This is a genomic window from Vibrio sp. 10N.286.51.B11 (assembly GCF_041469245.1).
Lineage (GTDB): Bacteria > Pseudomonadota > Gammaproteobacteria > Enterobacterales > Vibrionaceae > Vibrio > Vibrio crassostreae_C.
This window is the reverse complement of record NZ_JBFRKI010000026.1, coordinates 26,496-38,800: the sequence shown is the minus strand read 5'-3', so window position 1 is coordinate 38,800 and position 12,305 is coordinate 26,496. Positions and strand designations below refer to the sequence as shown.

The window sequence follows — 12,305 nt, the reverse complement described above, 5'->3', positions numbered from 1 at the left end:
TACAACTTAGCTTCATAAAACTGACAAATAGAATATAAAGAGTCGCTTAGGCGGCTCTTTTTGTATGTAAATTTCATGGCTTACTTTGTTACGCAAGGAAGTTGTCATTCCCTATAGCGAGGAGTGAGCGTAGTAGGGAATCTTGTTTAGTTAGGCTCGCGTAGTTTTAGATCCCCAACTCAGTCGTTCCTCTTTCTTGAGGATGACGTGTTTAGGGACTATGTGAGTTCAGCGTTTTATTAAGGAACACCATCAATGAAAAGAATCCATATCGTAGCGGGTATTATCTTCAATCAAGATAAGTCACAGGTCTTTATCACTAAGCGTCCAGATGACAAGCACAAAGGTGGCTTCTGGGAATTTCCAGGTGGCAAGGTTGAAGAGGGCGAAACTATTGAGCAAGCGATGACTCGCGAGCTTGATGAAGAGGTCGGTATCAAGGTGACCGAGCAGTCTCTGTTTGAGCATCTTGAATTTGATTACACGGATAAGTCACTTAAGTTCGATTTCATTCTCGTGACTGATTTTGAAGAGCAGCCTTATGGTAAAGAAGGTCAGCAAGGTGAATGGGTAAGCCTAGAATCATTGAATCAATACGCCTTCCCAGAGGCAAATGTGCCAATTTTAGAGCGAGTAATAAAAGAGTTTTCGTAATTGCTAGCCTGAGTTTGAGATTGTTGTTAGTTTAAAGAGATTAATCGATTGAACGTTGCTGCAAGAGATAAGTGGCAACGGTAACCAAAACAATGGAGATATTCGCAGTGGTAAGAATTGCAATTGCAGGAGCAGCGGGCCGCATGGGCCGCAACTTGGTGAAAGCCGCTCATCATAATTCAGAAGCAAGTGTTGGAGCTGGTTCAGAGCGTCCAGAGTCATCTTTGGTCGGCGTAGATGTCGGCGAGTTATGCGGTGAAGGTCGTTTTGATGTTGCTTTAGTCGATGATTTGTCTAAAGCCATCGAAGAGTTTGATGTGATTGTCGATTTTACTGCCCCTGTTAGCACATTAGCGAATATTGAACTTTGTAAACGTCACGGTAAAAAACTGATCATCGGTACAACGGGCTTCTCTGAAGAAGAGAAGCAGGTGATTGATGCTGCTTCAAAAGAGATGGCTATCGTAATGGCACCTAACTACAGCGTTGGTGTGAACCTGGTCTTTAAGCTGCTAGAGAAGGCCGCTAAAGTGATGGGCGATTACTGTGATGTCGAGATCGTTGAGGCTCATCACCGTCATAAAGTCGATGCACCGTCAGGTACTGCGATTGGTATGGGCGAAGCTATTGCGGGTGCTATGGGCAATGAGCTGAACGATGTAGCTGTATGGTCACGCGAGGGTATTACTGGCGAGCGCACTAAAGATGAGATTGGTTTCGCGACGATTCGTGCCGGTGACATTATTGGTGAACACACCGCTATGTTTGCTGATATCGGTGAACGAGTGGAAATTACCCATAAAGCCACTGATCGAATGACCTTTGCTAATGGCGCAATCAAGGCCGCGGTTTGGTTAAATGATAAACCAGCAGGCTTTTATACCATGACGGATGTGCTTGGTTTGAATGACCTATAAATAGATATTTATGCGCTGGCAATTGCCGGCGCTTTCTTTATTTGGTGCATTTTCCTTAGTAATCTCACTTCTCCGATCTTCCTTCTACTTTCTTCTTATCGCCTTTTTGACTCCATTTCTATGCTGTTTATGTGGTCTTTAGTGTGTTTTTTGTTTTAGATCTTTAAATTGTCATGTTTTCTCTTGGTATTTATCGATTGCGTTTTGTTGCTGATATTTTTATCACTCTATGGTTGGCTAAAATGAGGAGTGAAAATTAGAAAATCGTAATATTCGAGCTAAATGCGCATGAAAGTTGAACTTTTGGAGCTTTGAGGGGGTAAATTGAATTAGTCCTTACAAATGTTTAATTTCTTTTGAGTTAAATGTTGACACGTATCACGCAGATCACTAAAATACCGCCAATTTGTCTAATTTCCATAAACACGCAGTTTTTGGTGTTGCAGGAAGGTAGATTTGCAAATTAAATCAATTTTAATGCATTTTTATTTCTGGAGGTTGTCTTGAAGAAGTCAGCACTACTCGTCCTAGAAGATGGGACAGTATTTCACGGTGAAGCCATTGGCGCTGTAGGTTCTGCAGTTGGTGAAGTCGTTTTTAATACCTCGATGACGGGGTACCAAGAAATCCTCACTGATCCTTCCTATTCTCAACAAATCGTTACCCTTACTTACCCTCACATTGGCAATACCGGAACCAATTCCGAAGACGAAGAATCTTCTTCAATCCACGCTCAAGGCCTTGTGATTCGCGATCTCCCTCTAATCGCTTCTAACTTCCGTAATGAACAATCCCTTTCTGATTACCTTAAGTCGCAAAACGTTGTTGGTATCGCTGATATTGATACTCGTAAGTTGACGCGTATTCTTCGTGAAAAAGGCGCACAGAACGGTTGTATTGTAGCTGGCTCTTCAGTAAACGACGGAAACCTAGACGAAGCTTTGGCTCTAGCTAAAGCAAAAGAATTCCCTGGCCTGAAAGGTATGGACCTTGCGAAAGAAGTTACAACAAAAGAAGCGTATCAATGGAAACAAGGTTCGTGGACGCTTACGGGTGGACTTCCTGAAGCGAAAGCAGACTCAGAATTGCCATACCACGTTGTTGCTTATGACTTCGGTGCAAAACGAAACATCCTACGAATGCTTGTTGACCGCGGCTGCCGCCTAACGGTTGTTCCTGCTGAGACTTCAGCTGAAGAAGTACTTGCTCTGAACCCAGACGGTGTTTTCCTTTCAAATGGCCCTGGTGACCCAGAACCATGTACTTACGCAATTGAAGCGACAAAAGTGTTCCTAGAAAAAGGCTTACCAATCTTCGGTATCTGTCTAGGTCACCAGATTCTTGCTCTTGCGTCAGGCGCTAAGACAGTGAAGATGAAGTTTGGTCACCACGGCGCAAACCACCCGGTTAAAGATTTAGATCGTGATGTTGTGATGATTACTTCGCAAAACCACGGCTTTGCTGCTGACGAAGAAACCCTTCCAGAGACACTACGTGCAACGCACAAATCACTATTTGATGGTTCTCTACAAGGTATTCACCGTACAGACAAACCAGCATTCAGCTTCCAAGGTCACCCTGAAGCAAGCCCAGGTCCAGAAGACGCAGCGCCGTTATTCGACCACTTTATTGAACTAATCAAACAGCACACAGCGTAATTCGGAGTAGTAGACAATGCCAAAACGTACTGACATTAAAAGTATTCTTATTCTAGGTGCTGGCCCGATCGTTATCGGCCAAGCATGTGAGTTCGATTACTCTGGTGCTCAAGCTTGTAAAGCGCTTCGCGAAGAAGGTTACCGAGTTATTCTTGTAAACTCGAACCCAGCGACAATCATGACTGACCCAGACATGGCAGATGCAACTTACATCGAGCCTATCCAATGGGAAGTTGTGCGTAACATCATCGCTAAAGAGAAGCCTGATGCAGTTCTACCTACTATGGGTGGCCAAACTGCATTGAACTGTGCTCTAGACCTAGAAAAGCACGGCGTTCTTGAAGAGTTCGGTGTTGAAATGATTGGTGCAACGGCTGACGCTATCGATAAAGCAGAAGACCGTTCACGCTTCGATAAAGCAATGAAAGCAATTGGCCTTGAGTGTCCAACTGCTGATACAGCGAAAACGATGGAAGAAGCTTACAAAGTTTTAGACATGGTTGGCTTCCCTTGTATCATTCGTCCATCGTTCACGATGGGTGGTACTGGTGGCGGTATCGCTTACAACAAAGAAGAATTTGAAGAAATCTGTCGTCGTGGTTTGGATCTATCTCCAACTAATGAACTTCTTATCGATGAATCACTTATCGGTTGGAAAGAGTACGAGATGGAAGTGGTTCGTGACAAAAACGACAACTGCATCATCGTATGTGCGATTGAAAACTTCGACCCAATGGGTATTCACACAGGTGACTCAATCACTGTGGCTCCAGCTCAAACGCTGACAGATAAAGAATACCAACTAATGCGTAACGCATCTCTAGCAGTACTGCGTGAGATTGGTGTTGAAACAGGTGGTTCAAACGTACAGTTTGGTATCAACCCGAAAGATGGCCGTATGGTTATCATCGAGATGAACCCACGTGTATCTCGCTCTTCTGCACTAGCATCTAAAGCAACAGGTTTCCCAATCGCTAAGATTGCAGCGAAACTGGCTGTTGGTTTCACGCTAGACGAGCTAATGAATGACATCACTGGCGGCGCAACTCCAGCATCATTCGAACCAACAATCGACTACGTAGTAACTAAGATTCCTCGTTTTAACTTCGAGAAGTTTGCAGGTGCTAACGACCGCCTAACGACGCAAATGAAGTCGGTTGGTGAAGTTATGGCTATCGGCCGTAACCAACAAGAATCTCTACAAAAAGCACTTCGCGGCCTAGAAGTTGGCGCGACTGGTTTTGATGAAATGGTAGACCTAGACGCACCAGATGCTCTAACGACTATCCGTCACGAACTTAAAGAAGCTGGCGCAGAGCGTATTTGGTACATCGCTGACGCATTCCGTGCTGGTATGTCGGTAGATGGTGTATTCAACCTAACGCAAATCGACCGTTGGTTCCTAGTTCAAATCGAAGACATCGTTAAGCTAGAGCAAGAACTTAAAGCGAAAGGCTTTGCTGGTCTAAATAAAGACGAGCTAAACAAGCTTAAGCGTAAAGGTTTTGCTGATGCGCGCCTATCTAAGATTCTAGGTGTAGCGGAAAGCGAAATCCGTCGTCTACGTGACCAATACGATATCCACCCGGTATACAAGCGTGTAGATACGTGTGCAGCTGAGTTCTCTTCAGATACGGCTTACATGTACTCATCTTACGATGACGAGTGTGAAGCAAACCCAACAGACAAAGAAAAAATCATGATTCTAGGCGGCGGTCCAAACCGTATCGGCCAAGGCATTGAATTTGACTACTGTTGTGTACACGCATCACTAGCGCTACGTGAAGATGGCTACGAAACTATCATGGTTAACTGTAACCCTGAGACAGTTTCTACAGACTACGATACGTCTGACCGTCTGTACTTCGAACCAGTAACTCTGGAAGACGTACTAGCAATCGCTCGTGTTGAGAAGCCAAAAGGCGTTATCGTTCAGTACGGTGGTCAAACGCCACTTAAACTGGCACGTGCTCTTGAAGCTGCTGGCGTACCAATCATCGGTACTAGCCCAGACGCAATCGACCGTGCAGAAGACCGTGAGCGTTTCCAAGTTGCTGTAGACCGTCTAGGCCTACTTCAACCAGAAAACGCGACAGTAACAACAATGGAGCAAGCGGTAGAGAAATCTCGTGAAATCGGCTTCCCACTTGTTGTACGTCCTTCTTACGTACTTGGTGGTCGTGCGATGGAAATCGTATACGACGAGCAAGACCTACGTCGCTACTTCAACGAAGCAGTTAGCGTATCAAACGAATCTCCAGTACTACTTGATAGCTTCCTAGATGACGCTGTTGAAGTAGACGTAGATGCGATTTGTGACGGTGAGCGCGTTGTAATCGGCGGTATTATGGAGCACATCGAGCAAGCGGGTGTTCACTCTGGTGACTCAGCATGTTCTCTTCCTGCATACACGCTAAGCCAAGAAATCCAAGACGTAATGCGCGAGCAAGTTGAAAAGCTAGCGTTCGAGTTGGGTGTTCGTGGTCTGATGAACACGCAGTTTGCTGTTAAGAACAATGAAGTGTACCTAATCGAGGTTAACCCTCGTGCAGCACGTACGGTTCCATTCGTATCTAAAGCAACTGGTGCGCCAATCGCTAAGATTGCCGCTCGTGTAATGGCGGGTCAATCTCTAGAGTCTCAAGGCTTTACGAAAGAAATCATCCCACCTTACTACTCAGTGAAAGAAGTTGTACTTCCATTCAACAAGTTCCCTGGTGTTGACCCACTGTTAGGCCCAGAAATGCGCTCTACTGGTGAAGTTATGGGTGTTGGTGCGACGTTCGCAGAAGCATACTCTAAAGCTGAATTGGGTTGTGGTAACATCTACCCAGAAGGCGGTCGTGCACTTCTTTCTGTTCGCGAAGGCGACAAAGAGCGTGTTGTTGACCTAGCATCTAAACTATCTAAGCTTGGTTACCAGCTAGACGCAACTCACGGTACTGCGGTTATCCTTGGCGAAGCGGGCATCAACCCACGTCTAGTAAACAAGGTACACGAAGGTCGTCCTCACATTCTTGACCGTATCAAGAACAACGAGTATACGTACATCGTGAACACTGCAGCTGGCCGTCAAGCGATTGAAGATTCTAAAGTTCTTCGTCGTGGTGCACTTGCTGAGAAAGTTAACTACACGACTACGCTAAATGCTGCATTCGCGACTTGTATGGCGCACACTGCAGACGCGAAAACGTCAGTAACTTCAGTTCAAGAGCTACACGCTCAGGTTAAAGCTTCTCAAGCTTAATCGCCTAAAGTGTATCGCTGATATGCGGATATAAATGCTCAAAGCCCACTCCTCGGAGTGGGCTTTTTTATGTCTGTTATTCCGCGGTAGCTTAATGATGAATATTTGGAATAGGTTAGAATCTTGTGTTTCGTTATTGCTCGTCTGCTGTGAGTGGTAACTTGTCGCTACACAGGATTTTAAGGCGTTGGGTATATGGAAATCACTCTAGAAATATTGGCTATCTTGTTTGTTGTTGCAACGGCAGCAGGCTTTATTGATGCAATGGCTGGCGGCGGTGGGTTACTGACTCTACCTGCATTGCTAGCGGCTGGAGTTCCACCCACGCAGGCACTGGCAACCAACAAACTCCAAAGCTCATTTGGCAGCTTCTCCGCGAGTTGGTATTTCGTGCGCAACGGTATCGTCAGCATCAAAGAGATGCGCCTTGCTATCTTTTGTACCTTTATTGGCTCTGCAATTGGCGCTGAGTTAGTCCAGCACATTGATGCGAGCCTACTGACCAGTGTTATCCCACTGCTGCTTATCGCTATCTCTCTCTATTTCCTGTTGGCACCCCAAACTAGAGCGTCTGAAGGAAAACAGAAGATCTCTGAGGCCATGTTTGCTCTGTGTATTGGTGGCGGCGTGGGTTTCTATGATGGCTTTTTTGGCCCAGGAACAGGTTCTATCTTCACCGTCTGCTTTGTTGCTATTGGTCACTTCTCGTTAGTCGATGCTACGGCGCGTACTAAAGTACTTAACTTTACCTCGAATATCGCTGCCTTAATTTTCTTTATTTTGGCTGGTTTGCCTATTTGGGAGTTGGGATTAGTGATGGCGGTCGGTGGATTTATGGGCGCTCAGCTTGGCGCTAAAGTGGTGGTGACAAAAGGGCAGAAATGGATTCGCCCCCTTGTGATCGTGATGTCGATGCTAATGGCGTCTAAACTGCTTTGGGAACAGCATCAACAATCGATTCTATCAGTGTTTTAACTCGTGGAGACTGGTAACTATTTGGTCTGACACAGATATGAATCGGCCGAATCAAGCCTGCTAATTCGGTGAAGCTATACAGATATTGAGGCTCAATATTGAGTGTTTTTACGATAGAGAGCGGTATTAACGCTGGCCCAGTCCCGCCCAATGCAAGTTGCGCCGCTGCGGTGTAGGCATCCATCTCCATCAAGGGTTTGATACCAAACTTCTCTAATACAGAAAGTTGATAAGAATTGGCAGGGTTGGTCATGTCGTTAGTGATGACCATTGGAGGAAGCTCCGTTAGCGGTGACTTACTCACTATGTAAAACGGCTCATCAAATAGATGGAAGGTCATCAACCCATGATGCGGTGGCAGTAAGCCAGCACACAACCCCAAGGTCGCCTTACCAGATTGCACTCGCTCTATGATTCTCGGCGTGTGGTTGGTGGTAATGGTGATGTACTTATCTTGCTGGATGAACTGGCCCATCATCTCACCTAAATAACCGGCTATCAGAGACTTAGTGCTGTCTAGGGTGATGAGAGTAGTATCTTCCAACTCTTGCTGTTCATAAATAAGCCCGCGAAGTTCATTGAATGTCGGGCCAATACTCTCTATTAATGCTATCGCATCTGGCGTGAGTTTTATCTGTCGGCCACTCGGTTCAATGAGCTTTTTACCTAGCTTCTTTTCTAAATTCGCAATCCGTTTGCTGACCGCTGATTGGCTGATATAAAGCAAACTGCCTGTGCGGCTCATGGTCTTTGCTTTACTCAATACCAGTAGAGTTTCGATTCCTTCGAGTAGCATTGGGTTATATTCATGAAAGTTGGGAATGATTGTTTCAACTTACCTCAAACAACATTCATTCTCTAGTCTTGAAACTAAAGCTTTGAACCAAGTTAGGTATTTTTAGCTATGCTCGCACGTGTAGCGCGAGAGCATAATAATTGTGTTGGGGAGCTCAAATTAAGAAAGGCTCCTTTACGGAGCCTTTCACTTTGTAACGTTAGCTTATTTGATGGCGAAGGTCGGCAATGATAAATGCCAACGAATAGCGCCAAGCCTTATCAATAGTGTTGAGAACACGCCGGCCAGAAATGCAGTTTCTGAATCGTGCCCCATGCTGATCGCCATGGTATGGAAAGTACCACCAATGATACAAGCGGTCGCGTAGACTTCACTTCTTAGAATCATAGGCACTTCACGGGCAAGTACGTCGCGGATAATACCGCCACCGCAGCCGGTGATGACACCCATGATGATCGCCACTAGTGCTGAATCTTGATAGATAAGTGCTTTTTCTACACCAATGCCAACAAACACCGCTAGGCCAATCGCATCACATACCGGCAATATCCACCAAGCCAGACGTTTCGGGCGTCTTACAATAATCATGGTCAGCAAACAGGTGATGATGATGACCCAAAGGTAGGTGGTATCGGTGATCCAAAACACGGGAGTTGCACCCAATGCCATGTCACGAATTGTGCCGCCGCCAATCGCGGTTACACTGCCTAGAACGGCGACGCCAAAGGGATCCATCTTAAGACGGCCAGCGACAAATACGCCTGAGACGGCAAAGATGGCAGTGCCAAATAAATCGATAATATAAAGCAGCATGGAGTCCATGATACTGGTGCTCTTATAGTTAAAATTGTAGGGACAGGTCGGTGGCGAATTGTACGAAAAAACGCAGCAAATAGTTAGTGATTTTGCCTAGCTCTATCAAAGAAATCGCACACTTGTTGGATCGCTTTCAAAGTTCTCGTTGTCGGGCGATTAATCCAGTCAGAATTGAGGGACCAAATCTGATTTTGAGCGACAGCTGGGATCTCATCTTCCCATGTTTGCCACATGGTTCCATTCTCAATCGCGTGCTGAGAAGTGAAGATTACTTGCGGTTTTCTTAATACAACTTGTTCAATACCAACTTGCGGATAGGGAGAGGCGCTGTCTTCAAAAATATTGTGGCCACCACAAAACTCAAACACCTCACTTGGCCAGTGTCCTTGAGCAACAGTGATGATCGGCTTTTCACTGAGTTGGTAGAAGTAGTTTACTGACTCGGCATCTTTGTATTTTAGTCTCAAGGCGTTGAGCTGCTCTCTGTATTGCTGAGCGTTATTTTCGCCAATACTTGGATCGCTAGCGTATTGGCTCAGTTGTTCAATATTGGTTGCGATACTGTCTAGGCTTTTGGTCTTGGAGTAGTAAATATTAAAACCAAATTGCTCTAGTTTCGCGAGCTCTCTGGGCGGGTTTCCCGCTGGCCACGCAAGAATCAAATCAGGCTGAAGTGCGATGATCTTCTCAACCTTGATGCCTTGATAGTTTGCCACTTTTTCAAGCTTATCGGCTTGTGGTGGGTAATCACTTCGTTCACTTACGGCGACAAGGTTGTTACCTAAACCTGCGCTGTACGCGAGTTCAGTGGCATGAGGAGCAAGGCTGACCACGCGTTGAGCCGGCTGTACTTGTTCTTGAGTCAGTGGTACTTCTTCTGCAAATGATAAAGGCAGCCATAAGCTGGAAGACAAAATAGTAAGGCTTGTAACAAGTGCTGAAGATTCCACTCTAAATCCCTTGGTGAATAAATAGTAAGGCTAGGCTTTGTAAAAAGATCCAGATAGCGATGCGACCAAAGAGTAGTTTCTGAACCTGAGATAGATGCAGAGCTGACGGTGCGATTCTTCCGCCTAATTTTGCGCGAATGGCTTTAGTGTTGTCGTAAATCGCAGGGCCACCCAATGATAGTTCAAGCTTGTTGCCAACAGCCGTGATCAACCAGGCTGGGCCGGGTAGTGGCCAAGAGCGACTTTGGACTAACATCATCTTAAATGTGTGCGTTGCTTTATCACCACATACGATCATCAAAGCAAACAAACGCATCGGTATAAATTCGAGAATCGCGACTATCTTGATCGCCGTTGAGCCGAACGGAGAAAATTGCTTGCGACTTGGCGACCAAGCTCGAGCTAACTCGACCACAAGGCGATACATTAACGCAGCGATTCCACCACCAATGGCGTACCAGAAAAACACACAAACTACGTTACGAGCGTAACCCATGATGATGGTTTCTGTGGCGGCTTTGCCGAGGCCAAGTGACGAAAGTGATTCGGTTTGACGATTGACAATCGGAGCCAGTAACTGACGAGCGGCCGCTTTATCTTCTCGGCCAAGTGCTTTGATCAGTTGGTTAGCCAGCTTTTCATTATTGCGCCAATCAATCGCGAGTAATAACAGTGCCAATTCAAACAGTTGAGATTGCCAAACCAATGGTTGCAGTGCCAATAGAATAACCAGAGTTGGCAGTACCATTAACCCCCAGGCTAATGTGCCTGAGATTAAACTTTGGGAATAGTTGTGGTTGTTATTGTTATTAACCTTGCTTGCTAAAAGCTCAGCAAACTTATGCCATAAGGTCGTGGGGTGTGCGGCATGGGGGATAGGTAAAATTAAATGAAAAAGCAGTGCTCCCCACATCACAAGGAGCACGCCATTTGCAAATACCTGATCAAACAGTGTTTGCATGTCTAGTCGCTTACTTTAGTAGGGCAACCATCTTGATAACCATTTCAGAAGAGCTTTGCGCTGCTAGTGGCAGGAACTCTTCGAAGCTCATTGGTGATTCTTTGTCTGCAACATCAGAGATTGCACGAACAACCACGAATGGTACTTGGAATTGGTGACAAGCTTGAGCGATAGCCGATGCTTCCATCTCTACAGCAACAACAGATGGGAAGTGCTTGCGGATGAACTCTTGGCGTTCTGCTGTGCAAACAAATGCGTCGCCAGTACAGATAAGACCGCGAACGGCATGCTTGTCTTCCATTTGTGCTAGTGCTTGTTCAGCAACAGCCATCAGTTTGTCGTCAGCTTTGAACGCTGCAGGTTGACCTGCCATTTGGCCGATTTCGTAACCGAAAGCTGTAACGTCTGCATCGTGGTGTCGAACTTCAGTTGAGATAACCACATCGCCAAGGTTCAGTGTTGAATCAAAACCGCCAGCAGAGCCCGTGTTCAGAACGGCATCTGGTTGGTATTCGCTTAGTAGGATTGAAGTACCAACAGCCGCTGCTACTTTACCAATGCCAGATTGAAGCAAAACAACGTCAACACCATTTAGCTGACCAGAGAAAAAGGTACAACCGCCTTTATTAACTTCAGTAATGTCTGAAATTGCTGCTTTTAGGATCGCAACTTCTTGCTCCATTGCGCCAATGATGCCGATTTTCATGTGTAGTCTCTTAATAAATAATATTTAAACAGTAGAGCGAAATTGTAGCATGGATAAGAAGTGTCGAGCGACTGCCCAGAGGCACTTCTCATCCGAATAGTAGCGATTTATCTGCGTATTCTTTTATCTATTTGATTAGGCCTTCGCTTTTCAAGCTAGCACGAAGTTGTTCAGCTCGTTTTCGGTTTACGCCAAAATCAGAATGGCCAGTACGAGACTCTGAACGCACGATCAGTTTGCCATCCGTGATTTTAAGTTCTAAGTCATCGACAAAACGCATGATGCGCGAAGTACATTCAACACGCAGATAATCTTCTGTTTTACTCGCGGTTTTTGATCCCGGTAAGGTTAGCGCAACCTGCTCAATCGCATCTAAGCTCGCTGAATCTGACAACTCAAACGCGGCCAATGCATGTTGCTCACGATCATCTTGAGTTGATACGCAGTTTGGTTTGTCTCCACAAGGTGATGAAGTTCTGTCTTTCATGTCCGTGATTCCTTGGCTGCAAGCGGTTAACGTTAAAAGTGATAACGAGAGGAGAGCTGCTTTTTTCATAATGTTTCCTATGGCGTTGTTTTAATTGTAGTTATAGGTATTGGCTTGTTTGCGATTGTTTTACGTATT

At 45.6% G+C, this 12,305-nt stretch carries 11 protein-coding genes; 5 read left to right on the top strand and 6 right to left on the bottom strand.

Annotated elements, in window-relative coordinates:
- Positions 1–255: 255 nt before the first annotated feature.
- From mutT to AB4154_RS13460, 5 genes are all read left to right on the top strand, one after another.
- Positions 256–654 carry an 8-oxo-dGTP diphosphatase MutT gene (mutT, locus tag AB4154_RS13480; RefSeq protein WP_017062897.1) on the top strand — a complete coding sequence of 133 codons (399 nt, stop codon included), beginning with the start codon at positions 256–258 and terminating at the stop codon, positions 652–654.
- A gap of 92 nt (positions 655–746) precedes the next feature.
- Complete coding sequence (gene dapB, locus AB4154_RS13475; RefSeq protein ID WP_020628676.1) at positions 747–1,571, top strand: 4-hydroxy-tetrahydrodipicolinate reductase; 825 nt, start codon at positions 747–749, stop codon at positions 1,569–1,571.
- A gap of 503 nt (positions 1,572–2,074) precedes the next feature.
- On the top strand, positions 2,075–3,229 hold the full coding sequence (gene carA / locus AB4154_RS13470; protein ID WP_010434758.1) for a glutamine-hydrolyzing carbamoyl-phosphate synthase small subunit: 1,155 nt from the start codon (positions 2,075–2,077) through the stop codon (positions 3,227–3,229).
- A 16-nt stretch (positions 3,230–3,245) separates the two neighbouring features.
- On the top strand, positions 3,246–6,476 hold the full coding sequence (gene carB / locus AB4154_RS13465) for a carbamoyl-phosphate synthase large subunit (RefSeq protein WP_017059294.1): 3,231 nt from the start codon (positions 3,246–3,248) through the stop codon (positions 6,474–6,476).
- Between the two features lie 195 nt (positions 6,477–6,671).
- Entirely contained in the window at positions 6,672–7,451 is a 780-nt protein-coding gene (locus AB4154_RS13460; protein WP_017059295.1) for a TSUP family transporter, read from the top strand.
- On the opposite strand, the gene AB4154_RS13455 is transcribed toward AB4154_RS13460, so the two are convergent.
- From AB4154_RS13455 to AB4154_RS13430, 6 genes are all read right to left on the bottom strand, one after another.
- Positions 7,402–8,247, bottom strand: coding sequence for a LysR family transcriptional regulator (locus AB4154_RS13455; RefSeq protein ID WP_137002421.1), 846 nt, complete (start codon positions 8,245–8,247; stop codon positions 7,402–7,404). The genes AB4154_RS13460 and AB4154_RS13455 overlap by 50 nt on opposite strands.
- Positions 8,248–8,451: 204 nt before the next feature.
- A complete protein-coding gene (locus AB4154_RS13450) occupies positions 8,452–9,069 on the bottom strand; it encodes a TRIC cation channel family protein (protein ID WP_017062893.1) in 618 nt (205 codons plus the stop codon).
- Positions 9,070–9,143: 74 nt separating this feature from the next.
- Positions 9,144–10,013, bottom strand: a complete 870-nt coding sequence (btuF, locus tag AB4154_RS13445) for a vitamin B12 ABC transporter substrate-binding protein BtuF (protein WP_017062892.1) — start codon at positions 10,011–10,013, stop codon at positions 9,144–9,146.
- Position 10,014: 1 nt separating this feature from the next.
- Positions 10,015–10,974, bottom strand: coding sequence for a cobalamin biosynthesis family protein (locus AB4154_RS13440; RefSeq protein WP_372098066.1), 960 nt, complete (start codon positions 10,972–10,974; stop codon positions 10,015–10,017).
- A 10-nt stretch (positions 10,975–10,984) separates the two neighbouring features.
- Positions 10,985–11,680 carry a 5'-methylthioadenosine/S-adenosylhomocysteine nucleosidase gene (gene mtnN, locus AB4154_RS13435; protein WP_017059300.1) on the bottom strand — a complete coding sequence of 232 codons (696 nt, stop codon included), beginning with the start codon at positions 11,678–11,680 and terminating at the stop codon, positions 10,985–10,987.
- A 127-nt stretch (positions 11,681–11,807) separates the two neighbouring features.
- Positions 11,808–12,236 (bottom strand): DUF1499 domain-containing protein, encoded by a 429-nt coding sequence (locus tag AB4154_RS13430; RefSeq protein WP_017059301.1) that lies wholly within the window; start codon positions 12,234–12,236, stop codon positions 11,808–11,810.
- Positions 12,237–12,305: the final 69 nt, after the last annotated feature.

Excerpts from the sequence above, each read along its gene's own strand:
- mutT (WP_017062897.1), top strand. The coding sequence starts at position 256 with ATGAAAAGAATCCATATCGTAGCGGGTATTATCTTCAATCAAGATAAG.
- dapB (WP_020628676.1), top strand. The coding sequence starts at position 747 with ATGGAGATATTCGCAGTGGTAAGAATTGCAATTGCAGGAGCAGCGGGC.
- carB (WP_017059294.1), top strand. The coding sequence starts at position 3,246 with ATGCCAAAACGTACTGACATTAAAAGTATTCTTATTCTAGGTGCTGGC.
- AB4154_RS13460 (WP_017059295.1), top strand. The coding sequence starts at position 6,672 with ATGGAAATCACTCTAGAAATATTGGCTATCTTGTTTGTTGTTGCAACG.
- AB4154_RS13455 (WP_137002421.1), bottom strand. The coding sequence starts at position 8,247 with ATGCTACTCGAAGGAATCGAAACTCTACTGGTATTGAGTAAAGCAAAG.
- AB4154_RS13450 (WP_017062893.1), bottom strand. The coding sequence starts at position 9,069 with ATGGACTCCATGCTGCTTTATATTATCGATTTATTTGGCACTGCCATC.
- AB4154_RS13440 (WP_372098066.1), bottom strand. The coding sequence starts at position 10,974 with ATGCAAACACTGTTTGATCAGGTATTTGCAAATGGCGTGCTCCTTGTG.
- mtnN (WP_017059300.1), bottom strand. The coding sequence starts at position 11,680 with ATGAAAATCGGCATCATTGGCGCAATGGAGCAAGAAGTTGCGATCCTA.
- AB4154_RS13430 (WP_017059301.1), bottom strand. The coding sequence starts at position 12,236 with ATGAAAAAAGCAGCTCTCCTCTCGTTATCACTTTTAACGTTAACCGCT.